Source organism: Anabaena subtropica FACHB-260, from assembly GCF_014697105.1.
Lineage (GTDB): Bacteria > Cyanobacteriota > Cyanobacteriia > Cyanobacteriales > Nostocaceae > Trichormus > Trichormus subtropicus.
Map to the genome: position 1 here is coordinate 23,762 of NZ_JACJRF010000042.1, position 23,772 is coordinate 47,533.

The window sequence follows — 23,772 nt, forward strand, 5'->3', positions numbered from 1 at the left end:
ACTTTGAACTTTATGCAATCTACTCTCGGTGATGAATTAAAGATAAAATTTAGGCAAGCTGTTGAAGGTTTTAATTATGCCGAAGCAGATAGTTTGTATCAATGGAAATCTCATAACAGATATATAATTGCTAATAGCTTATCTTCTAAGAAATGGAATGTTTGGTGTGGATTGGGATATTTTGAAATGAATCCAGAAAGTTTAACTGAATACCCATATATAGGAATTATTATAGAAGTTTCACCTGGCTTTAAAAACCGTCAAAAAATTATCGATTTTATGCAGAAAATTATCACTTCTAAACCTCATATATGGATGGGATATCATCTCAATAGTCCTTCTGCATGGTCACATATTTCTTACCGTAAGAGTTTAAGAGAATTTTTATCAGAAGAAGATCATTTATCTTGTATTAAAGATTTTTTCTCTAATTGTATTGATGAAATGAGAGATATTCAATCGGAATTTGATTTTCCTTGGGACGTTTTAAAAGACGAGTCCACCAAAGAATCTTCTACTATCTCAATGTCTTCTCCTATTTAAAAGAACCTACTGTTTCACTTTTTATTTAAAAAATCCCCCAGAATACTACAAGAATTCAGGAGTATATTTGCAAATATATTAAGATAAAAATATACCTGTATAGTCATAAATAATATGAATCTCGTTGTTACTAAGCGTTTTACAGTAGATGAGTACCATCGTTTGGAAGAAATCGGCTTTTTTGCTGAGAAAGAAAGAGTTGAATTAATTAAGGGTGAAATATTTCAAATGGTAGCTAAGGGTACACCTCATACTGCTTGTCTAACTCGCTTGTACAGGGAATTATTTAAACTTATGGGAGAACAAGCTACTCTTCGAGGACAAGAACCAATTAGTATTTCCCAATACAGCGAACCAGAACCAGATATGGTCATAGTCAAAAATACTCCTGATGACTATCTGAAAAATCATCCTCTACCATCGGATGTATTACTTTTAATTGAAATTGCAGATTCGTCTGTAAAATATGACCAAGAAATCAAATTACCTGTTTATGCTGAAGCAGGTATTGCTGATTATTGGATATTGAATTTAGTAGATGATTGCCTAGAGTGCTACAGCGAACCTTATCAGGATTTAAAAGGTAAATTTGGTTATCGGCATAAATTAATTTATCTACCAAATGAATCTGTTCATCTGCCATCTTTTCCTAATTTAAGTTTGGATTTATTAAAGGTATTTCCTAGTTAGTTTATACGTCAAAAGTTTTAGTTTATCAGAACTAAATTCCTTGCTACAAACCTTATTCAAATTAAGTTTTCCAACGCCTGTTGTAAGTCTTTTGTCAAATCAGCAACAGCTTGTCTCGCCCCTAAACGACTCTCTTTATACCTGGGATATAATTCTGATACAGATAGCGGTTCACCAATAGTAATCTTGACCTTCTGTTTGCCTAATTTGGGACGCTGAAAAGATTTTGTACCTTGAATTTTTGCTAACATTTGCCAAACAATTAATACTGTTTCCGCAAACCTTTCTACTGTGGGTTTTTCGCGGATATAATTACCAGAAACAGCTACAAAACTTTCTACTAATCTCATGTGCCATATTCTGGCGTTGGCTTCTTCTGCTACTCTATCGCCTAACGCCCTCTCCACAGCAGATAATCCTTTAATATCCTTATAATCTTCCCTAAATATATAATTCCACCCGGCTTGTTCCACCCGCCGACAGCGATCGCTCAATTGTCCCTTTGGTTGTAAATTAAAATACTGCTCGGCTATTTCTAGTGCTGCATTCAACAAAGCCTGTAACCTTAATTTTAAAACTTCATTGCGATCGCTAACACCTTCTGACACCGGAGATAACTTGAGATGGTAAAACCGCGTGTAAAACTGTTCCATCAAAGATAGTAGATGTTCCGCCAAAGTCAACAAACGCGGATAAAGTGACTGCAAATCAGGAATTTTGTTGTTGGCGCTTGTATCCACAGATAAACCACTAGCCACAGCCAACTCATCTAAAAGTTGAGCGATCGCACCCCAAGGTGCATCCACATAACTATATTTAATCCCAACTGGTACAATTAAAACCTGCTCAGTGCGTCCGGCTTTTTGCAAGTCTTCAGCACACCAAAAACCCATTTGAGCAATACCTGGCTCTAGTGGGCTGATCATCTCCGATAAACCATTAGTAGCACCTTCTGGAGCAGCAGCCATAGGAAACTTTCCATTAGCAAACAAATCTCGCGCCGAACGTAACCCCGTCCAGTCAGCCTTACCCCTCTGTATGGGAGTCCCACCCAATTGGGACGCAAGCCAACCAACATAGTCACCCGCCCAGAGAGGTATGCCGCGATCGTAGATAAAATGAGCATGAATGGGAGATTGTAGTGCTATACCCTGCTCTCGTGCTACCCTTGGCACGAGTTGGGAAAGCAAATAAACCAAAGAAAAGGGATCATCCGTTTGTGGGTGGCGAAACGCTAATAGAAAACGTATTTTCCCCTGTTGCTGTTGATGATAAAAATTTGCTAAAACCTCAACATTGTCTGCTTCAATTTGGTTAATGGCTGTTTGAGTGCGTATCCACGTTGGTAAAAACAGGTGAACAAATCGCAGAAGTAAGGGATTAAACGCCGGAGGGATAAATTCTAAAGGTGGTTGTGCTTGGTAAATCATGGAAGTTGGGGAGAGTGGGAAGTAATAGGTAATGAGTAATAGGTAATGAGTAATAAGTAATGAGTAATGAGTAATGAGTAATAAGTAATGAGTAATAAGTAATGAGTAATGAGTAATGACAACTGACAACTGACAACTGACAACTGACTATTGACCAAATTAGTAATTTTGCAATTAGGAGTCAAGGAATAAACGATGCGACTGTCACAAATGTTATTCGTTACACTGCGGGATGATCCGGCTGACGCGGAGATTCCTAGTCATAAATTGTTACTACGTGCAGGGTATATTCGTCGCATCGGTAGCGGTATTTATGCGTATCTCCCCCTGATGTGGCGGGTACTGCAAAAGGTTTCTCAGATTGTGCGGGAAGAAATGAACGCTACAGGCGCACAAGAATGCTTATTACCTCAGTTACAACCCTCCGAGTTGTGGAAGGAATCGGGACGCTGGGATACATACACCAAAGCCGAGGGAATTATGTTTTCCCTAATTGACCGTCGTGAACAACAATTAGGGTTAGGGCCGACACACGAGGAAGTAATTACAGCGATCGCTCGTGATATGATTTGCTCTTACCGTCAGCTACCAATACACCTATATCAATTGCAAACCAAATTCCGCGATGAAATTCGTCCCCGTTTTGGTTTAATGCGCGGACGGGAATTTATCATGAAGGACGGCTATTCTTTCCACGTGGATGAAGAAAGCCTGAAAAAAACATACCAAGATATGTACACAGCCTACAGCAATATGCTACGGCGTGCTGGTTTAGCTTTCCGTCCTGTAGAAGCTGATTCCGGTGCTATCGGTGGTTCTGGTTCCACAGAATTTATGGTGTTGGCGGAAGCTGGGGAAGATGAAGTTCTCTACACCGATGATGGAAAATATGCAGCTAACGTAGAAAAAGCTGTTTCTCTACCTGCGGATGCTGAACCATCAAAATTTACTACCTTTGAAAAACGGGAAACACCGGGAACAGAAACGATTGAAAAAGTTACTCAATTATTGCAGGCTTCCCCTACTCAAGTAGTTAAAAACGTTCTTTACCAAACAATTTATGACAATGGTTTAACGGTTTTAGTACTGGTGATTATTCGCGGTGATCAAGAAGTCAATGAAGTAAAATTACAGAATGAATTGACGAAATTAGCCGCTAATTACGGTGCAAAAGCGATTATTTCCTTAACGGTTCCCAGTGCAGAAAACCAACAAACATGGACAGCCAAATCTTTACCTTTGGGTTACATCGCACCGGATATTGCTGATGATTACATAGCTGTAAACAAACAGATTCATCCTAAATTTGTCCGTTTCGTTGATAAAACCGTTGTTGATTTAAAAAACTTCATTACAGGTGCGAATGAAGCTGGTTATCACGTCGTTGGTGCTAATTGGGGCGAACAATTTACCCTACCAGAAACTGTTGTAGATGTGCGAAAAGCAAGACCGGGCGATCGCGCTGTTCATGACTCAACACAACTCTTAAAAAGTGCCAGAGGAATAGAAGTCGGTCACATCTTCCAACTAGGTACAAAATATTCTCAAGCCTTAGGCGCAACCTATACCAATGAACAGGGTGAAGAAAAACCCCTCGTCATGGGTTGCTACGGTGTGGGTGTATCGCGGTTAGCCCAATCAGCCGTAGAGCAATCTTACGACAAAGATGGCATTATTTGGCCTGTAGCGATCGCTCCTTATCACGCAATTGTGACAATTCCTAACATTAACGATACTCAACAGGTAGAAATTGCCCAAAAGCTTTACACTGAACTGAATCAATCAGGGATAGAAACATTATTGGATGACCGTAATGAAAGAGCCGGAGTAAAATTTAAAGATGCCGATTTAATTGGTATTCCTTATCGAATTGTCACCGGACGAGCCATTACCAACGGGAAGGTTGAAGTTGTAGAAAGGGCGACTCGCCAATCTCAAGAAATCCCCATTGATGAAATAATTACAACACTCAAACAGTGGATTAAAGCAGCAATAGAAAATAAAAATTAACTCTTCAGGAATGCAGAGTCATAAATATTCTCCCTGTCTCTGCATTTCTAATTAAATTGTGAAGAATCTCAAGAAAAAATAACATTTACAGATTTACATAATTTGACAGGTGACGAATTTTAAGTCTCAATTCTAAAATGAAGAATCAATAAGAATTCAGAATCCAGAATTCCAGAAGGTAGGGTTTTTCCTATCACCTAATTCTAGACAATAAATATATAATTTAGTGAAGGTGTGCAACCCGATATATTTATCCATCAGTTGTACAGCAGTCATTATGACTCCTGACTCCTGACCTCTGAATTCTCAAATGAGAAAGTGCAGCATTTGAATCTACAGAGTTATCCTTTAGGTTTTTGGAAACTCTCCATTTGTCAACATCGTCCTTAACCAGGCTGCTCTTCACAAAAAGACTATCTTTAGGAATTACCAATGAGAAGTCAAACTCATGGTTTGGGCAAAGGGTATAGGGATATGGAGGTGTAGGTTTCCAAATCCTTACACCCTCACACTCTGACCTCAAATAAATTATCTCTATGTGTAAGTCCTGTTTCAGCCCCCAGTCAGGAAGGTTTTAAATATGAATAACCAACAAGGATCTAACCGTATATCTTCGGGTGTAATTGCAGCAGTCTCAGCAGCAGTTGTAGCAGTCGGTGGTGGTGTGGCTTGGATAACTTCCCAATCCCAGAATACTCCCACACCATCAAACCCTTCTCAAAGCGTCCAGCAACCAGGACAGCCAACAACCAAACAGCCAGGTAACGAGCAAACGGCTAGTGTTTATTGGCTCCAACCAAAAGGCAATAATGTTGATTTAGTCCCCCAACAAGTGAGAGTAGCGGCTGTACAGCCAAACCAAGTTTTAGAAAAAGCTTTTCAAAATTTACTAGCAGGGCCAACAGAAGGAACAGATTCCACCACCATTCCCCAAGGAACTAAGCTATTAGGGCTAAAAATAGAAAATAATGATGAAGTACACGTTAATTTGTCTGAAAGTTTTACCAGTGGTGGTGGTAGCACTTCAATGATGGGTCGAGTAGGTCAAGTTGTTTATACTGCTACAAGTTTAAACCCCAATGCCAAAGTGTACATTGAGGTAAATGGAAAACAATTGGATGTTCTAGGCGGTGAAGGTGTGGTGTTAGATCAACCCCTAACTCGTGAAAGCTTTAAGAAAGATTTTCCGCTTTAGTACAAAAGTCAACAGTCAAAGAGTCAAAGGTCAACAGTTGTGGACTCATGACTCATGACTCATGACTAATTTTTATTTAGCACCCTAAAATTACGGGCTTGCTGTTCTAACCTTGTAGCAAGGCGATCGCAAACCCGATTACATAACTCAAAAATCATCTCATCTTCCACCCGATAGTAAGCGCTAGTCCCTTCACTGCGACGGCTAAGGATTCCGGCTTGCCACATTACTTTAAGGTGTTTAGAAACATTTGCCTGCGAAGTCTGGGTCGCTTCTACTAATTCCTGTACGCACTTTTCTTCATCCCTTAGTAAGTGCAATAGCCGCAGACGCATCGGCTCACTTAACAGGCTGAAGTATTCGGCTACTTGTTGCACCACTTCTTGAGATACAGGCAACGCTTGTTTCATCAGGATTGACCCGCAGGACTGACATTTTTACCAATGACTCATTGAGAGTAATGACTCACTTATATACATTAATACTTAATCTGGTTTAATTCTCATCAAAGGTTGATTATATTCCACAGGTTCTCCGTTTTGGACGAGAATTTCGATCACTTGTCCAGAAATATCAGCCTCAATTTCATTCATCAGCTTCATCGCTTCGATGATGCAGACGGTTTGGCCTTGACGGATGCGATCGCCTACTTCCACAAATGGCGCTTCACCTGGTGCAGGAGCGCGGTAGAATGTTCCCACCATCGGGGAAGGTACTTCTGCTAATTTCTGGTCAATTATTTTTCCTCCTGGTTGTGAGCCAGAACTAGTCGCCGTACTATCTGAAATACGGTTTGTCCCAGCTTCCGGAGATAAATTGGGAGTAACCTGGGTGACAATCGGTACAGCCGATGGCAATCCCGAACCAACCACACCACTCAAGGGTGCTGGAGCGATCGGCACAATTTGATTGCTAACACTCACCGATTTACGTACTGTTAATTCAAAGTCATCACTTTTGAGTGTTACTTCTGCAATATCTGTTTGTGCGATAGTTGTCAGCAGTTGACGGATTTCGTTAAAGTCCAATGGCACAGTTTTTATTACCTCGACCAGTCCGTAAATTAAGAATAATTAATACCAATTTTCCAAAATTAAGCCACAAGTGCAAACTCAGAAATCCTCATGGAATCTAGGTTTTTGAATTTTGAATTGGTCTAAGTGTGGCAGGGATTTAATCCCTAAATAGGGATTGAAATCGGGATTTGTTCTCGAATGAGAGAAAACCTATTCCCTGCCTATGTATTTGTCATCACGGGTATCAATTTTGATGCGTTCACCTTGAGAAATAAACAAAGGAACCATCACAGTTGCACCAGTTTCTACAGTTGCCGGTTTAGTGCCACCTGTAGCAGTGTCACCTTTAACACCTGGATCAGTTTGTGTCACTTCCAAGACTACAGAGTTAGGCAGTTCTACTTCCAGCACTTGCTCACCCCAACGAATAACGTTGACTTCCATACCTTCCTTCAGGTACTTGACGCGATCGCCAATTTGTACAGCACTGAGTCGTCCCTCTTCGTAGGTTTCCATATCCATAAAGACGAATTCATCGCCCTCTTTATAGGTATGCTGCATCGTAATTTTTTCCAGAGTAGCTTGTGGTACACTTTCCCCAGCCCGGAAAGTTCTTTCTAAAACTTTACCGCTTTGAACGTTTTTGAGAGTTGTCCGAACAAAGGCAGAACCCTTGCCAGGCTTAACGTGAAGGAAATCTATCACTCGCCATACAGACCCATCTAAGACAATGGATACACCGGGTCGAAAATCGTTACTAGAAATCATGAAGCTTTCAACTTTTGGAAGACAATCGGCATTTATTGTACCCTTCAAGGGTCGTAATTAGGTAATTAGTCAGTTGTCATTTGTCATTCGTCAGTGGTCTTCAATCTCTAGTACCTCATCCCTTGACTACTCATGACTCGTACTGTGGGAAGATGATTGATGGGTTACGCCTAGTCAACAATTTGATGCTGCATTGAGCTATTCCATGTTGAATTTATTAAAATCCTGGCTGAAAAACAGCCTCATGGCAATACTGTTAGTAACAATATTTTTAGGCATAAATACAGCTGGCTGGACACCCTCCAGTAACGCCGCTTTGCCCTCTGGAAATGCAATTACTGACGGTAGAGCTTTATTGCGGTACGCACTCCCGATAAATAATAAGCCAGTACGCGAGCTGCAAGCCAGTCTAGAAGATATTTCTGCCCAACTGCGTGCAAATCGCCGATGGAGTGCTGTCTCCAAAGACCTGAGCAAAGCATCCCGCATTCTTGATAAACCTTCACAAATCCTAACAAGCGTTCCGGAAGAACGCCAAACTCAAGCCGAAGCTTGGATTAACGAATTAAAATCTGGTGTGGGTAAAGTTCAAGAACTTGCACAGTCCAAAGATAAAGAACAAGTCCTCTTAGAGAGAGCTAAATTGCTCAATTTAGTCTCCCTCTTAGAAGAGTCAATGGTGACAGGATTTCCTTTTGAAGTTCCCGAAGAGTACAATAACCTTCCTCAACTTAAAGGACGTGCCACCATAGCCATTAAAACCAACAAAGGTGACTTGGCTGTTGTTGTAGACGGGTATAGCGCCCCCGTCACTGCTGGAAACTTTGTAGATTTGGTGCAACGAGGATTTTATAATGGCTTAGAATTTACTCGTTCTGAAGAATCTTACGTCCTACAAACAGGAGACCCACCAGGAAAGGAACAGGGTTTCATTGATCCCAAAACAGGGAAATATCGAGCTATTCCTTTAGAAATTCTCGCAGAAGGTGATAAAAAACCAACCTACGGGATTACTTTAGAAGATGCTGGTCGTTACCTGGATATGCCAGTACTACCTTTCTCTTCCTTTGGCGCATTAGCAATGGCTCGTCCTGAAACCGAAGTCGATGGCGGTTCCTCTCAAGTCTTCTTCTTCCTGTTTGAACCAGAACTCACCCCCGCCGGACGTAACCTCCTAGATGGTCGTTATTCAGTTTTTGGCTATCTCATCGAAGGCAGAGAGATTTTAGATAAACTAAAAGCCGGCGACAAAGTCGAATCAGCCACGGTAGTTCAGGGACTAGAAAATTTAGTCCAACCCCAGCCAGCCTAATCTATCAAGTTCGTAGTAAGTACTTTAGTACTTAATTCACCAAACTAAAGGGCTTACTACAAACACAAACTAAAATTTTTGTTCCTCTTACTAAACAAGACTTCCCGCAGCCAACACCTGCTCAACAGAAATGGTTATTTCTCCAAAAGTCCGCGATACAACTTTCTGGTCGCCAGTAAACACCGTCTCCTCGTAAAATCCTTCTTCCAGCAGCAACACAGAGATTTTTTTCTCTAACGGGTCTACAATCCAATATTCCAACACTTCAACCGCCGCATATTCAGACCGCTTGTAGCGATAGTCTCGTTTTACCGAATCTGGACTGACTACCTCTACAATCAATAATGGTGGTGACTCAAACACTGCTGACACGTTGAGCAATTCTCTTGCTTGTTCCTGCGTCACCACTGACAAATCAGTTAGCCTAGATTTATTTCGCCCCGTCCTTACCCCAGTTTCCCGAAAGGTTAGCCAAGATAAACTCAACCGCTTAATTTCAGTATCCAGTAATTGCTCCAGGAATTTAGCAATCAAGAAATGTTCAATCGTTGGGGGGTTCATTAATTCCAGCCTGCCATCCACCAGTTCATAGCTAAAACCACTGCCATCATCATAAGTTAAATACTCTTCAAAAGTAAGATTTGTCACTGGTGTAGCTACCATCCCAACAGACCCCTAGACGATACCATTATCGTAACTTGAGGGAGTGGGGAGCAGGGGAAAACTAATGAGTAATAAGTAATGAGTAATGACAACTGACTAATGACTAATATCAAAGATATTGGCGAACAAGGACTTTTGGAAAGATTACAGCGTTTCTGTCCACCAGAAATTATTGGTGATGATGCGGCGGTATTGGTGACAGAACCAACGCAATGTTTGGTAGTTACTACAGATATGCTTGTTGATGGGGTGCATTTTAGTGATATCACCACTTCCCCTGAAGACGCTGGTTGGCGTGCTACGGCTGCAAATTTGTCAGATTTAGCGGCTATGGGTGCTACTCCCTTAGGAATTACTGTGGGATTAGGACTTCCTGGTGATTTGAGCGTCAGTTGGGTGGAAAGCCTATATCAGGGGATGACAGAATGCCTGCAACAATACCATACCCCGATCGTAGGTGGAGATATAGTGCGATCGCCTATCACTAGTTTGTCCATTACCGCTTTCGGTCAAGTTTACCCCAATCGCATCATCCGCCGTTCTACTGCTCAAGTCGGGGATGCGATCGTTGTCACAGGTGTTCATGGAGCCTCCCACGCAGGCTTACAATTGCTCTTAGACCCCAAAATAGGCAAAGACCTAACCACTGAAGAAAAGAATGCTTTAATCAAAGCACACCAGCGTCCCCAGCCACGATTAGATGTCCTCCCTCATCTCTGGAAAATTTTCGCATCCCAACTCCCCATCCCTGTATCCGGCATGGATAGCAGTGACGGTTTAGCAGATGCTGTATTACAAATCTGCCGCGCCAGTGGTGTTGGTGCAGTTCTAGAAAGCGCCCAAATTCCTCGACCAAAAGCATTCGACCATTGGCTAACAGAAGAACAAGCATTGAAATATGCTTTATATGGTGGCGAAGACTTTGAATTAGTGCTATGTTTGCCACCAGATTTAGCAAACACTCTAGTACAAAGCTTAGATCAAGGTGCAGTCATTATCGGAAGCATCACATCAGATTCAAACGTATCATTGCTCCATCAAAACGTAAAAATCCCTGACCAAGTACTCACTCTTAGTCAGGGATTTCAGCATTTTAGTCAATAGTCCATATTCAGAAAGCTTGTAACTATTGACTATTGACTAAATTAAACCCATTTTTCAGCCACTAACTCTGCTAAATCGAGAACGCGTTGGCTGTAACCCCACTCGTTGTCATACCAAGCCATGACTTTTACTAGGTCATTGCCCATAACTAGAGTCAAGCTTGCGTCAATGATGGAAGAAGCATCAGTTCCTTGATAATCCGACGACACCAATTGCAGTTCACTGTAGTCCAAAATACCTTTGAGTGAACCTTCAGACGCGTCTTTAAGAGCTTGGTTGACTTCTTCAGTAATAGTACGCTTCTCAACCTGAACTACGAAATCTACCATTGAGACGTTTGGGGTAGGTACGCGTAAGGCAACACCATTAAGCTTGCCTTTGAGTTCTGGGATGACTAACGCCACTGCTTTTGCCGCGCCGGTAGAAGTGGGAACAATGTTAATGGCCGCTGCCCTTGCCCGGCGTACATCGCGGTGAGAAGCGTCTAATAAACGCTGATCACCTGTGTAGCTGTGGGTGGTTGTCATTGTGCCTTTGATGATCCCGAATTTTTCGTTCAACACCTTAGCAATGGGAGCTAGACAGTTGGTTGTACAGCTGGCATTACTAATAATGTGGTGTACGTTGTGATCATATTCGTGATGATTGACACCTATCACGAAAGTACCGTCCTCATTTTTACCAGGGGCAGTGATCAGAACCTTCTTAGCTCCAGCATTAACGTGCTTCAAAGCACCTTCTTTGCTGGTAAACACGCCTGTTGCTTCGATAATCAGGTCTATTTCCCACTCTTTCCAGGGCAAGTTTTCTGGATTACGGTCAGATACGCATTTAATGGTCTTACCGTTAACGGTGATAGAGTTATCATCAGCCGTAATGTCAACATCCTTTAACTTCCCAAGCATCGAATCGTACTTTAGGAGGTGAGCATTAGTTCTCGGATCTGATGTGTCATTAACAGCTACAAGCTCTATATTGCTATTTTGCCGTCCCAGCCAGCAACGTGCAAAGTTACGCCCAATACGCCCGAAACCGTTGATTGCGACTCTAATCACAGTGTCTTGCCCTCTGTATATATGCCTATAAGTTTATATCTTTGACCCCAATCATATCGCAAAGGGGGAGGGTATTTATAACCATAAAGTGTTAGATCGAAAAAAAAACACATATTTTATTCAGAATCGTCTGAGTAGAGGTTGTGAGCAGCGATGTAGGATATCACATCTTCCGGAACTAAATAACGAATTGACTTTCCTGTTCGATAAAGTTTGCGAATTAGGCTTGACGAAACTCCTACTAAGGGTATATCCAAGAAGTGCCAGTTAATAGTGTGCGACTGCTCCCCTAGTTGTTGCTTCACTTGCTTGCAGATCAACTCACTTTGAGCTATATTCTCACCACCTAGTAATCGGGGTGCTATTAACCAATCACACATTTGTGCTATTTCGTGTCCACGGTACCAACGAGGTAAGCTTTGGAAAGTGTCTAAGCCTACTATCCAGTACCAGTGAGTATTTGGGAAACAAGCACATAAGTCTAGCAAGGTGTCGATCGCATAAGAAACTCCTGAGCGATTATTCTCCACTAAGGAGACAGTAAACCTTGGGTTATCTTGTGTAGCTAATTGCAGCATTGCTAGGCGATGTCTAAAAGCTGCTGCTTTTTTATGAGGAGGATTTAGTGACGGCACCCAAATTACCTTTTCTACTGATACTTGCTGCAAAGCTGCCTCGGCTATGAGTAAGTGTCCCCAATGAATGGGATCGAATGTGCCGCCAAAAATTGCCAGATGTTGCATGGTGATGCCTTGGCTTTGTGCAATTGAAAATCATTTTCATCGCTGACGTATTATTGTAATCAATTCATGCTTTGGCTTGATGAAATATTAAAAGCGGTTTCGCTACGAATATAGTTATATAGTCAACACCAGTAAGGAATGGAATATTATGTATTTTCTATTACAAGAATTTCTTTCCCGATGTGACGAAAATTTCCTGAATAATCATAAAAACAGTATAGAAATAGCAAAAACCTCTAACCAAGGTAAAATCATTCTCAATAATCAAAACCTCAGTAGAAATTTTCTAGAAAATCATCCTTGAAAAAGATATAGGAGTAGTTACAGTAAAAATCCAAATCCTGTTATGATACGCGTGTTATTTGTGATTTATGGTGTGGCGTGGTGTTAAGAGGAGTAATCAATGAGTAATAGTGTAGATTTTGGCGGTAGACCATTTCATTTTATTGGAATCGGCGGTATAGGAATGTCTGCTCTGGCATACGTTCTCGCAAAACGCCAATTGCCAGTATCAGGTTCCGACCTACGACCTAATCATATTACGCGTAAGTTGGAATCTATCGGAGCGCATATTTTTAGTAGACAAGAAGCAAGTAATCTTGAATTCTTTCATCCTAAAGTAGAAGCTAATGAAATAGAATTAAATAAACAAGAAATGTTTCCAATGGGCAATTTAACATTGCCCCAAGTAATTTGTTCAACAGCAATTAACTCCAACAATTTAGAATATAAAGCAGCACTAGAATTAGGCTGTCCGATTTTACATCGTTCAGATGTACTAGCTGCTTTAATTACCGATTACCATAGCATTGCTGTAGCGGGAACTCACGGTAAAACCACAACTAGTAGCATGATTGGCTATATGTTACTAGCCGCAGGTTTAGATCCGACAATCATTGTCGGTGGAGAAGTAAACGCTTGGGAAGGCAATGCCAGATTAGGGCAAAGTCCCTATTTAGTAGCTGAGGCAGACGAATCAGATGGCTCCTTAGTGAAACACGCTCCTGAAATTGGTATTATCACTAATATTGAATTAGATCATCCTGACCACTACGACACCTTAGAAGAAGTAGTCGACATCTTTCAAACATTTGCCAAGGGTTGTAAAACCCTAATTGGTAGTATTGATTGTGCAACAGTACGCGAGTTACTACGCACCGCCTCTGGCGATCGCCTGCAACCAACAATTACTTATAGCCTCCATCAAGATACCGAAGCTGACTACACCGTTACTAATATTGACTACCGCGCCGATGGTACCACTGCTTTAGTCTGGGAAAAAGGCAAAGCTCTGGGCGTGTTGAAATTAAAATTACTGAGTCGTCATAACCTGAGTAATGCCCTCGCAGCAGTAGCAGTTGGTCGGCGCTTGGGTTTAGAGTTTGGGGAAATTGCCAAAGGCATCGCTAGTTTTGAAGGTGCAAGACGACGCTTTGAATTTCGTGGCGAAGTCGATGGTATTACCTTCATTGATGATTATGCTCATCACCCTAGTGAAATTCGAGCTACCCTAGCCGCCGCTCGCCTCCAAGCCAGACCAGGACAAAGAGTGGTTGCTATCTTCCAACCCCATCGCTATAGTCGCACCCTGACCTTTTTAGAAGAATTTTCTCAGTCCTTCAGCCATGCTGATTTGGTTGTCCTGACTGATATTTATAGTGCAGGCGAACCCAATTTAGGGCTAATCAGTGGTGAACACTTGGCAGAGAAAATTGCTCAAGAACACCAACAGGTAGTTTATCAACCAACTTTATCTACAGTGTGTGAGTACTTACTCAAAACTCTCCGCCCTGGTGACTTAGCTCTATTTCTGGGTGCAGGAAATTTAAATCAGGCAATTCCGGAAATTATTACCACACTGTGCGCACCTGCTACAGCCACATTGTGAAGATACTCACTGCTTGAAGGTTTGTATCTGAGCAAAAAGTCTGTTTAGCAACAGTTTTATCGGTATTGCTGTAATTTTACGGCAGATAAATGTAAAAATTTCACAATTAATTGATGTAAAGATGAAAATTTCCCAGGCTGTTGGAAACGCCTGCACAGTTCCTGCTTCCAATATAGAGACACAGGATACCAATCACTCAAGAGAAAGTAAAATCATTTACTTACCCGGTACTAATTGCGAGATCAAATCCCAGGCTTTGTTATCTGCATATACTTCCTACAGAGTTGGGGGAGCAGCTGAATTATACGTTGCTCCTCGCAATATAGAAGCATTGCAAGCCAGTCTCAAATATGCAAAAGAACATAATTTAAGAGTAACAACTCTCGGTGCAGGTTCTAATCTGTTAGTAAGCGATCGCGGAATATCAGGTTTAGTAGTCGCCACCCGTCATCTGCGCTACAGCCATTGTGACCTACAAACCGGTCAAGTAACCGTAGCTGCTGGAGAATCAATTCCTAGCTTGGCATGGGAACTAGCAAAATTGGGATGGCAAGGATTTGAGTGGGCTGTGGGTATACCTGGCACCGTTGGCGGTGCTGTGGTAATGAATGCCGGAGCGCATAATAGCTGTATCGCAGATATATTGATTAGCGCTCAAGTACTGTCCCCGGATGGCACAATTGAGACACTCACACCAGAAGAATTAGGTTATACGTATCGTACTTCATTACTGCAAGGGAGCGATCGTGTAGTCACCCAAGCCACTTTCCAACTGCAACCAGGTTTTGATCCCGCCTATGTCACAGCTACAACCAAACAACACAAGAAATTGCGGTTAACTACCCAACCTTACAACTTCCCCAGTTGCGGTAGCGTCTTCCGCAACCCCAAACCTTACGCGGCTGGCTGGTTAATTGAACAATCAGGGCTGAAAGGCTACCAAATAGGTGGCGCACAAGTAGCCCATCTCCACGCCAATTTTATAGTTAATTGCGGAGGAGCCAAAGCCAACGATATCTTCTGCCTAATTCGTCATATCCAGCAGGAAGTACAAGAACGCTGGTCAATCTTGTTAGAGCCAGAAGTCAAAATGCTCGGCGAATTTCAGGCGGCTTGTTGAGAGGCTACAGGCTAGAAATTAGAGACTAGAAGCTAGTGAGAAATTGATTAGTTCTAAAACAAATCAATCATGAATATCTAAATAATTTCTAACCCCTAGCGCCTAGTCCCTAGTTTCTCATCCCTAAAGTTTTGGTAAAAAAAGAGGCAAATTGCCCACCGCATCTATAATTGAATTTGATTTGTTATTCAACGCACACGCGAACTACCAATTATGACAGGAAAAGGACAAGGATTTGGCTTTGGCTTGGGAAAAATGAAAGAACTAGCCGAAGCTTTCAAGAAAGCGCAGCAAGTTCAAGAGGGTGCAAAGCGACTCCAAGAAGAATTGGAGCAAATGGAAATTTTGGGAGAAGCAGGTGGTGGATTAGTCAAAGTAATTGTCAGTGGTAACCAAGAACCAAAGCGTGTAGAAATTTCTCCAGATGCTTTAGCACAAGGGGCAGACTTACTTTCCGACTTGGTAACAGCTGCAATGAAAGATGCTTACAACAAATCTACAGCCACAATGCGGGAACGCATGGAAGACTTGACAAGTGGGTTAGAATTACCTGGATTTTAGTCATTAGTCATCAGTCATTAGTCATCAGTCATTAGTCAAAAACTTTGTATGCTATAGACTTTCGGCTACTGACTTTTGACCTTTTTTAAGAGGAATTTTTGTATTACATTCTTGAAATAAAACTTAATCAAACTACTTTGTCTTAATTAAGCATTACGAATTAGTATTTATGTCTTACAAACTACTATTTGTGTGCCTGGGTAATATCTGTCGCTCACCATCGGCAGAAAATATTATGAACCATCTCATTGACCAGGCGAATTTCAGCGATAGTATTTTTTGTGACTCCGCAGGTACTTCTAGCTATCACATCGGTAGTCCGCCAGACCGAAGGATGAGTGCTGCGGCTCTGACGAAGTTAGGAATTAAACTACGTGGACAGGCTAGGCAATTTGTAACATCAGATTTTCAAGAATTTGATTTAATTCTAGCGATGGATCGAGACAACTATGACAACATTACTGCACTTGACCCAACTGGAAAATATCACAACAAAGTACATTTGATGTGTAAATTTTGCTCTCGTCACAACCTTAAGGAAGTTCCAGATCCCTACTACGGTGGGACGGAAGGATTTAATCAGGTCATTGATTTGCTAGTGGATGCTTGTGAAGGTTTGCTGCAACATATCACCAACCAGCAATTAGAAGCATAAATGCAACACCTATTCCACCAGACCATGTGTAATAGCAAAACGTACTAGTTCCGCCCGATTGCTGGTAGCGGTTTTTCTTAATAAACTACTAACGTATTTTTCCACAGTTCTGGAACTCAAGTGCAATTGATGTCCCATCTCAATATTAGACAGACCGTGAGTCAGCATTTCTAAAACTTCTTGTTCCCTCGCAGTTAAAGACGAGAGTAATTGGGATTTTTCTACATGAGTGAATACCGAGTGATGATTCTCCACAATTTTTGTGGGGATTGTATTGCCTGAAGTATCTTTGTGAGAAAATCTGTATTCAGATTGAATGATTTGCGATCGCTCCAAGAGATTACGAATTGCTGCTGCTAGCTCTTCTAGTTCAAAAGGTTTAGGTAGGTATAAATCACATCCCGACTGATAACCGAGTATTCTTTCCTGAGTCTTGGTACGCGCTGTTAATAAAATTACAGGCAATAAACGGAACGGGGGTTGTTGACGTACCCGACGCACCAACTCATAACCATTCATTCTTGGCATCACAATATCAGTCACGAGCAAATCAGGATGGTATGCTTCTACCATCGTCAAAGCATCTTGACCGTCATTAGCCGTAATCACTGAGTAGCCAGACAGTTCCAGATAATCACTAATAGACAGACGAGTGCCCAGATCGTCATCCACTACAAGGATCGTCAAGGGCATGGACAGTACACCCCTAGCATTATTTTTTACTGAGATTATTTCTACAAGCTCCATCTATGAACACCGATGAAATAGTGTTCTCATGTTTCATACTATGACAGGATTAGCAGCTAATGACTGCTGCAAAAGTAATTTATAAAGAAAATCTTAAATCATTAGTTAGTTAAAAAACTCTAAAACCGCCATAATCCCTAACGAAATAAAAGTACAGACAATTTTGTAATTCTTAACTGAAAACTATGGATAAAAATTAATTCACTACTACAGTATAAAGAAATACTAATTCCTTCAGCATCTATATTTAGGGGAAAATTTTCCATTGAAACGGAGAAAAACTAAATTATTTTAGATACTACTCAGACTTAGTTCAACATTTATTATAGTAGTTTAATATACCCTGCTGGATTTACTAGTAAGCTAGAGAAAAATAACTATCCATCAGAAAAAGGTTAACAAGCTTTGCTAGAAGCTGTTTTGCCTTACAACTTTATGTACTAGCTCATCCATCTAAACTATTTTTGCAGTAAGTTTAAAAGCGGCCTAATTCTCAATGAGCGATAAGAGCGAAAGTTACAAAGTTATTAGCGACAACCGACAAGCCCGTTACTTGTACGAAATTTTAGAAACCTATGAAGCCGGCATTCAGTTGACTGGAACAGAGGTCAAGTCAATCCGCGCGGGGAAGGTGAATCTCCAAGATGGTTATGCGTTGCTTCGAGATGGAGAAGCATGGCTAATTAACGTGCATATCTCCCCTTATAACGCCAGTGGACAGTATTTTAATCACGAACCGCGCCGGACGCGAAAATTGCTATTACATCGCCAAGAACTTCGTAAGCTGATTGGTAAAGTAGAACAGCAAGGTTTGACGTTAATACCATTGAAAATGTACCTCAAACGCGGCTGGGTAAAAATCAGTATCGCCCTTGGCAAAGGTAAAAAGCTCCACGATAAGCGAGAAAGCCTCAAACGCCGCCAAGACCAACGAGATATTCAAAGAGCAATGAAAAATTATTAGTTGTTTCTATTTCTTGATTACTTCATTAGAGTTAGACAGCGATCACCGACGGTGGGGCGTAGCTCATCGCCTACGGTGTGCGGAACGCCATCGCAACCAGCAGAGTTATTGTATATCTTCAGGTGAGTTAAAAAAATACAGAGTTTATAGCCGCAGATTGATTCTGCTAGGTTCAAGACTAGATACAGTGGTGAGTAACTTTGGAAGCGACAAGGAACTCTCACCATGAAACGTGACTTCACTGCAACTGTTGGCGCTGCTGTTCTCACTTTGAGTATGGCAACTTTGCCTTTTAGTTTACCAGCAAACGCTCAGGTAGATACTGTCCCTAGAACTGATGGCACTACAACCAGAACTTATGATCGCACAGCAGCTCGTGATGGTTTTGATTGGGGTTGGCTTGGCTTAATCGGTCTACTAGGTTTAGCTGGGTTGGCTGGTAAAAAACGTGATGATGAACCAACCCGTTATCGCGATCCTAGTGCGCCTGGTGCTAGTAGCTATCGGGAATAGATAGTTAAAATTACCAAACAATTTGTCAAATTTGCCTTATATATTAGGCACGGCGGTAGATAACTAAGTTGAAGTTGAAGAAAATTTTATTCTGTTCACCTGCAATTTTCATCTTAGGGATTTTCCTCTGACTAGCGATCGCCTAAAGTGGGGCGTAGTCTATCGCGCCGTGCCTCATTATCTAAGTAACATTTAATTGCTGGTCGGGTCGGGGTTGGGTAAGTTGACCTCTGGATTGTGGTCTATTACTAAAGGTTTCCAATAGCTAGCAATTAAAGCCACCATTAGCCACCAAAGAGTATTAACTTCAGGGCGAAACCAGATAGTATCGACCGTACCGTGAGCCAGCATTCCCAGCAACGTGGCTAATGCTCCAATTAACCACAATCCTTCCAAATCGCCAGATTGGCGTAAACGGCGTAATTGCACAGATGCTGTATTAATAGTCACAATAATTAACCACAAAAAACAGGTTAAGCCAACAAAACCCATTTCTACAGCTACTTCAAGGAAAATTGAATAAGCACTCAAAGCAGTATAACGAGGACGCTGGTAAAGGGGGTAGACTTTATTAAAAGAATTGTGACCAGGGCCAATGCCGATAATTGGGTAATCGCGGATCATCTCAAAGACAGCATCCCACACATTGCGGCGAAAATTATTGCTACTATCTTGACGATCAGCAAAAATACTTAAAACCCGTAAGCGTACTGGCTCAACAAATATTACTGCTATCACCAATACCCCAATCAAACTTCCCAAAAGTATGGGTAACGACCAAGTTCGCCAAAAAGCTGGCATTTGCACACTCCACCAATAAACTAGTAATGCGATCGCTGCCAAGACTGCTACTACAAGACCAATCCAGCCTCCACGACTATAAGTAAAGATTAGGCAAGCAGTATTGACACATAGCATTGTTAATGCTAGAGATTTTTTCATCCAGCCTTGCCAAACAAAAATTGCCATAAGGCTAAAAATTACCGCAGGCACAAGATAACCAGCCAATAAGTTGGGATTGCCTAAATAACTGTAAACCCTTGTTGTTTTAGAAAGTGCGGACTCAGGATCGACCCAGGTAGCCAGTGGTGGCGCACCAAAACGCCATTGCCGCATTCCATATATACTGACAACAAGTGATGCGTATAAATAGAGGCTAATAATCCAAGAGCGCAAACGATGCGACCTCAGCACCCTTGCACAAAGGGCAAATAGCAGCAAATACAGCGTCAAAGTTAGCAAGTCAGTTAAGGCTGCTTTTTTGACTGGCGATAATGCCGTTGCTACTACAGCAATTCCCCAATAGAGCAACACCAGCAGGTGTATGGGCGTGACTAGAGAATTAGTGCTTGATGATTTTTCATCAGATAAGGTTAACAACAACCAAAATCCCACACAAGCTATCAGCAGCACCCCGACAAGGGTGCTAGATACAAAAGGAGCCAAAACATATACCAAGCTGAGTAATGCAGCAGCTATAATGTCTCCCCACTGAAGCAAGAAACTAGTTTGCCGCCAAGAAGACAACAGTCCGACCAAGGAACGGTGTAGGTAACTGGTAGCCAGAAACTGTTTAAGAGGTAAAGAGGATAAAGTGAATCGTTGCCAGACTAAATTCATAAAATAAGCTGCAATTGATTAGCAAGCTCTTACTGAACTTGGACTTAATCTTAATGCGGCTCATTATAAAAAGCTAATAACACAGATGGCAAATTAGTAATTGCTAATTTTGTCCTTAAAAATAGTGGTAATTACCCACAATGCTAATTGAAGCCAAGCATTGAGTCATTAAGCATACTGTGAAATAAAAATTTTTAGGCAATGTCGCTGGCTTCTGAAGTTGTAGCCAATTGTAATGGTAAGGTTACTAGATAACGATGTCCTGATTCTGGTGAACCTTGAATAGAAATTTGTCCACCATGCAATTCTGCCAATTGACAACTTAACAATAAACCCAAGCTTTCACGAGATAAATTACCTTTACTTTTAGTTAAATCGCCATCAGGATTAATAGCCAAGAGATCAGAATAAGAATCAGCCAAAGTTTGTAACTTCTCCAGTGTAACTGGTAAACTTCCTACTTCTTCTTGAGGTTCAGGAGGCATACTGTAAATAGCAGCTTCGCTTGTCAAATCCATGAGAGATAATGAATTGAGACGGAAGTAGGGATCAACATCAGTAATACCGTCGCCTAACCAAGGGTGAGAAACCCAAACAGTAATATTGAGCGTATTTTCTTTATATGAGACATGAATACGCACAATACTGCCAGTAGCAGAAAATTGAATCACACTGAAAATCAAGTGATACAGCATTTGCCGAACTTTGTCTTTGTCTAAAGGCCAAATACGGCTACGTCCTGGTTCTATAGACAAACGAATGTCTTGTTCACGACGGTTAGCTGCTTCTTCTAAAGTATTAATAGCTTGTTGACACAGCATTTCAATATCTACAGGAGCAAGATTGAGTACACTGGGATTTTCATCTATTGCTCCTAGTTCGGTAATTTCATTTACCAACGAAAGTAAATACCGGCCACTGTGTTGGATGATATCTAGATATTCTCTCTGCTTGGTTGTCAATGGTCCATAAATCTCACGTCCTAAAACACTTGCCATCCCTAATACGGATGTTAAGGGTGTACGTAATTCTTGAGTGAGTTGCGCCAAAAGTTCTATCTTTACTTGTCTTTTTGAATGAGAGTCTTTTTCTACACTAGGTGGAGTGACTTTAATCTCACTGACTTCGTCATGAAGTATGAAAGTGGGAGCATTTTTGAAGCTACTTGGCTCTGATTTTCCTTGCATCAGTAGGCAATTGCGCTCAAATTCACTCATGCTCCAACGAGCAATGATTTGCAAAAACTCAATATCTCTGGTTGTAAAATTGCGTGGTACCAAATCCATAACCGCTAATGCACCAAGGCAATTTCCAGCAGCATCAATTAAGGGCGCGCCTAGATAAGCACGAATGCCATAGTCTTTTATTAACTTACCTGTTACAAGTTTAGGTTCTGAGATTTTCTGAGTATCATTTATAATCAGTACTTGATGACTCTCTACTACTTGAGTGCAGAACGATTCCTGGCGTAACAACTGACGGTTTTGGGCTAGATGATTCATCAGTCCTAGCCTAGATAAGCCTACTGCCGATTTAAACCAATGACGTTCTTGATCTATAAAACCCAAAATGGAAATTGGTGCTTCCAAAAAATGAGCAGCAGTTTGAGTGGCTTCTTCAAAAACTGGTATCGTTTCTGGTTGTCGCAAACCTAATTCTGATAATCCTTTGAGGCGTTGTTGTTCTCTTGTGTCTGGAGAAATCCAACCATCCTTGAGGTCAAATAATTTGTTTTCCGGCTCTACCATTGCCACCGCTACCTTAATAAATGCTCGATAATGTAATTTATATAACCGCTAACGCTGGGTTATTATGTCCTATTTTTAAGCATTCCCCAATTTAACTGCTGATAAACAATTTGGGAACAAAAATTTTCTACCCCTGACAAAAATAGTGTAAATGGTTGTGTATTATGTCCTCATAGTAAATATTGCACGACAGTATAATGCCTTAAATACTGTTTGTGCTTTAAATACAGAACAGTGTTAGTCCACATTAAAATCAAGTATAAAAAAATACTATTTGCCCAATATTTTTAACTACAGCAGCCAAAATAATAAACTCGGATTGTAAATTACATATTTCACTCAGTAGCAGACTGTGGTATTTCTTTACATAGCCGTTCTCAATTATATGAGATATACCATAACCTCTAGCTCCTGATTTCAACGAAATGTACTTGACTAATTAGTATTAGTAAATAATTTTGCCAAATTACTTCAGTTGAGCAAAATGTATTGAAAAAAAATTTAAGAATCAGAATCAATTCGTAGGGGATTCAGAGCCAGCGCTAATTTTAGACTTTGGTGAAGCATATCTATTCTCAAAAGACAGCGCTGTTTACTTATCATACTTACTGATAAAGGAACATATAAAATAAATGACCTCAAATTGGCTGTTCTTAGGTTGCATCAGTAGAAATAATTTCTTGTTATTGCCGGGTTTTATTTCACTGACGTACCTTACCTACATAGTGGATATTTTTTAATTTGGAAGTCTCTAAATTCATTTGAGTACAAAGTTCATCAAATATTTACGATTTTTTGCGGATTATAATTTTTTCAAAGTTTACTGTCATGTCATAAATAAATCATATTAGAACTAGATAAATTACTGGTATTTATTTTTGAGGTTAACTGGCAATGACTAAAATGACTATAAAAATTCCTTTTGTAGATTTGAAGTTACAACATCAGCCAATCGAAAGTCAGATACAACAGGCGATTCAGAAGGTATTGCAACATGGAGATTTCATTTTAGGAAAGGCACTTTCAGAGTTTGAAGTAGCGTTTGCCGCCGCATCAGGAGTGGAGTATGGCGTGGGTGTAGCTTCGGGTACTGATGCGATCGCCTTGGGTTTACAAGCTTGTAATATAGGGCCTGGTGATGAGGTAATTTTACCCGCTAATACTTTTGTTGCCACACTGATTGGAGTTTTGCAAGTTGGTGCTAAACCAATCTTGGTAGATTGTGATCCACAAACAGCTTTAATTGACCTAGAAGCAGCAGCCAAAGCAATCACAGCCAAGACTAAAGCGATTATCCCTGTACATCTGTATGGACAAATGCAGAAGTGTTGAATGTTAAGAAAAAGCCAATAAAAATAGCCCAAAATATGTTAGATTTTGGGCGAAGGATTAAAATATTTTAGTTTAACAGTGATTATAAATTCATT

Annotated in this window: 23 protein-coding genes and 1 pseudogene; 13 read left to right on the forward strand and 11 right to left on the reverse strand. The window is 40.9% G+C overall.

Features of this window, described 5'->3' with window-relative positions; genetic code table 11:
• Positions 1-12: 12 nt before the first annotated feature.
• Positions 13-543 (forward strand): hypothetical protein, encoded by a 531-nt coding sequence (locus H6G18_RS19550; protein WP_190408763.1) that lies wholly within the window; start codon positions 13-15, stop codon positions 541-543.
• Positions 544-657: 114 nt separating this feature from the next.
• A complete protein-coding gene (locus H6G18_RS19555) occupies positions 658-1,233 on the forward strand; it encodes a Uma2 family endonuclease (RefSeq protein ID WP_190408764.1) in 576 nt (191 codons plus the stop codon).
• 56 nt (positions 1,234-1,289) lie between these two features.
• On the opposite strand, the gene H6G18_RS19560 is transcribed toward H6G18_RS19555, so the two are convergent.
• On the reverse strand, positions 1,290-2,663 hold the full coding sequence (locus H6G18_RS19560) for a 1-acyl-sn-glycerol-3-phosphate acyltransferase (protein ID WP_190408765.1): 1,374 nt from the start codon (positions 2,661-2,663) through the stop codon (positions 1,290-1,292).
• Between the two features lie 195 nt (positions 2,664-2,858).
• Here H6G18_RS19560 and H6G18_RS19565 point away from each other — a divergent pair, with 195 nt between their 5' ends.
• Both H6G18_RS19565 and H6G18_RS19570 read left to right on the forward strand, forming a co-directional pair.
• Entirely contained in the window at positions 2,859-4,673 is a 1,815-nt protein-coding gene (locus H6G18_RS19565) for a proline--tRNA ligase (protein ID WP_190408766.1), read from the forward strand.
• Positions 4,674-5,253: 580 nt separating this feature from the next.
• On the forward strand, positions 5,254-5,868 hold the full coding sequence (locus H6G18_RS19570) for a GerMN domain-containing protein (RefSeq protein WP_190408767.1): 615 nt from the start codon (positions 5,254-5,256) through the stop codon (positions 5,866-5,868).
• A 65-nt stretch (positions 5,869-5,933) separates the two neighbouring features.
• On the opposite strand, the gene H6G18_RS19575 is transcribed toward H6G18_RS19570, so the two are convergent.
• The 3 genes from H6G18_RS19575 to efp all read right to left on the reverse strand — a co-directional run bounded on the left by H6G18_RS19575 (position 5,934) and on the right by efp (position 7,652).
• The gene (locus H6G18_RS19575) at positions 5,934-6,278 is read right to left on the reverse strand and encodes an ArsR/SmtB family transcription factor (protein ID WP_190408768.1); all 345 of its coding nucleotides are present in this window, start codon (positions 6,276-6,278) and stop codon (positions 5,934-5,936) included.
• 75 nt (positions 6,279-6,353) lie between these two features.
• Positions 6,354-6,902, reverse strand: a complete 549-nt coding sequence (gene accB / locus H6G18_RS19580) for an acetyl-CoA carboxylase biotin carboxyl carrier protein (RefSeq protein ID WP_190408769.1) — start codon at positions 6,900-6,902, stop codon at positions 6,354-6,356.
• A 192-nt stretch (positions 6,903-7,094) separates the two neighbouring features.
• On the reverse strand, positions 7,095-7,652 hold the full coding sequence (efp, locus tag H6G18_RS19585; RefSeq protein WP_190408770.1) for an elongation factor P: 558 nt from the start codon (positions 7,650-7,652) through the stop codon (positions 7,095-7,097).
• 205 nt (positions 7,653-7,857) lie between these two features.
• On the opposite strand from efp, the gene H6G18_RS19590 reads away from it, so the two are divergent.
• Complete coding sequence (locus H6G18_RS19590) at positions 7,858-8,964, forward strand: peptidylprolyl isomerase (RefSeq protein WP_190408771.1); 1,107 nt, start codon at positions 7,858-7,860, stop codon at positions 8,962-8,964.
• Between the two features lie 90 nt (positions 8,965-9,054).
• Here the strand turns inward: H6G18_RS19590 and H6G18_RS19595 are convergent, their stop codons facing one another.
• Positions 9,055-9,627: a Uma2 family endonuclease gene (locus tag H6G18_RS19595; RefSeq protein ID WP_190408772.1), complete on the reverse strand. Its 573-nt coding sequence runs from the start codon at positions 9,625-9,627 to the stop codon at positions 9,055-9,057.
• Positions 9,628-9,726: 99 nt separating this feature from the next.
• Here H6G18_RS19595 and thiL point away from each other — a divergent pair, with 99 nt between their 5' ends.
• Entirely contained in the window at positions 9,727-10,731 is a 1,005-nt protein-coding gene (gene thiL, locus H6G18_RS19600; RefSeq protein WP_190408773.1) for a thiamine-phosphate kinase, read from the forward strand.
• A gap of 41 nt (positions 10,732-10,772) precedes the next feature.
• Here the strand turns inward: thiL and H6G18_RS19605 are convergent, their stop codons facing one another.
• Both H6G18_RS19605 and nadD read right to left on the reverse strand, forming a co-directional pair.
• Complete coding sequence (locus H6G18_RS19605) at positions 10,773-11,786, reverse strand: type I glyceraldehyde-3-phosphate dehydrogenase (RefSeq protein ID WP_190408774.1); 1,014 nt, start codon at positions 11,784-11,786, stop codon at positions 10,773-10,775.
• Positions 11,787-11,902: 116 nt separating this feature from the next.
• Positions 11,903-12,529, reverse strand: a complete 627-nt coding sequence (gene nadD / locus H6G18_RS19610; protein WP_190408775.1) for a nicotinate (nicotinamide) nucleotide adenylyltransferase — start codon at positions 12,527-12,529, stop codon at positions 11,903-11,905.
• Between the two features lie 403 nt (positions 12,530-12,932).
• Here nadD and murC point away from each other — a divergent pair, with 403 nt between their 5' ends.
• The 4 genes from murC (at position 12,933) to H6G18_RS19630 (ending at position 16,753) form a co-directional block, all read left to right on the forward strand.
• Entirely contained in the window at positions 12,933-14,417 is a 1,485-nt protein-coding gene (gene murC / locus H6G18_RS19615) for a UDP-N-acetylmuramate--L-alanine ligase (protein WP_190408776.1), read from the forward strand.
• A 121-nt stretch (positions 14,418-14,538) separates the two neighbouring features.
• Positions 14,539-15,537 carry a UDP-N-acetylmuramate dehydrogenase gene (gene murB, locus H6G18_RS19620; RefSeq protein ID WP_190408777.1) on the forward strand — a complete coding sequence of 333 codons (999 nt, stop codon included), beginning with the start codon at positions 14,539-14,541 and terminating at the stop codon, positions 15,535-15,537.
• Between the two features lie 213 nt (positions 15,538-15,750).
• Complete coding sequence (locus H6G18_RS19625; protein WP_190408778.1) at positions 15,751-16,098, forward strand: YbaB/EbfC family nucleoid-associated protein; 348 nt, start codon at positions 15,751-15,753, stop codon at positions 16,096-16,098.
• Positions 16,099-16,267: 169 nt separating this feature from the next.
• A complete protein-coding gene (locus H6G18_RS19630) occupies positions 16,268-16,753 on the forward strand; it encodes a low molecular weight protein-tyrosine-phosphatase (protein WP_190408779.1) in 486 nt (161 codons plus the stop codon).
• Between the two features lie 9 nt (positions 16,754-16,762).
• On the opposite strand, the gene H6G18_RS19635 is transcribed toward H6G18_RS19630, so the two are convergent.
• Positions 16,763-17,446, reverse strand: coding sequence for a response regulator transcription factor (locus H6G18_RS19635; protein ID WP_190408780.1), 684 nt, complete (start codon positions 17,444-17,446; stop codon positions 16,763-16,765).
• A gap of 550 nt (positions 17,447-17,996) precedes the next feature.
• Here H6G18_RS19635 and smpB point away from each other — a divergent pair.
• Positions 17,997-18,464, forward strand: a complete 468-nt coding sequence (gene smpB / locus H6G18_RS19640; RefSeq protein WP_190408781.1) for an SsrA-binding protein SmpB — start codon at positions 17,997-17,999, stop codon at positions 18,462-18,464.
• Between the two features lie 17 nt (positions 18,465-18,481).
• On the opposite strand, the gene H6G18_RS19645 is transcribed toward smpB, so the two are convergent.
• Positions 18,482-18,691 (reverse strand): hypothetical protein, encoded by a 210-nt coding sequence (locus tag H6G18_RS19645; protein ID WP_190408782.1) that lies wholly within the window; start codon positions 18,689-18,691, stop codon positions 18,482-18,484.
• On the opposite strand from H6G18_RS19645, the gene H6G18_RS19650 reads away from it, so the two are divergent.
• Positions 18,690-18,977, forward strand: coding sequence for a WGxxGxxG family protein (locus H6G18_RS19650; RefSeq protein WP_190408783.1), 288 nt, complete (start codon positions 18,690-18,692; stop codon positions 18,975-18,977). The genes H6G18_RS19645 and H6G18_RS19650 overlap by 2 nt on opposite strands.
• Positions 18,978-19,169: 192 nt before the next feature.
• Here the strand turns inward: H6G18_RS19650 and H6G18_RS19655 are convergent, their stop codons facing one another.
• Entirely contained in the window at positions 19,170-20,597 is a 1,428-nt protein-coding gene (locus tag H6G18_RS19655) for an IctB family putative bicarbonate transporter (protein WP_190408784.1), read from the reverse strand.
• 194 nt (positions 20,598-20,791) lie between these two features.
• Positions 20,792-22,345, reverse strand: coding sequence for a GAF domain-containing sensor histidine kinase (locus tag H6G18_RS19660; RefSeq protein ID WP_190408785.1), 1,554 nt, complete (start codon positions 22,343-22,345; stop codon positions 20,792-20,794).
• A 903-nt stretch (positions 22,346-23,248) separates the two neighbouring features.
• Between H6G18_RS19660 and H6G18_RS19665 the strand changes: the two are divergent.
• Positions 23,249-23,665, forward strand: a pseudogene (locus H6G18_RS19665) (aminotransferase class I/II-fold pyridoxal phosphate-dependent enzyme); the annotation flags it as partial.
• Positions 23,666-23,772: the final 107 nt, after the last annotated feature.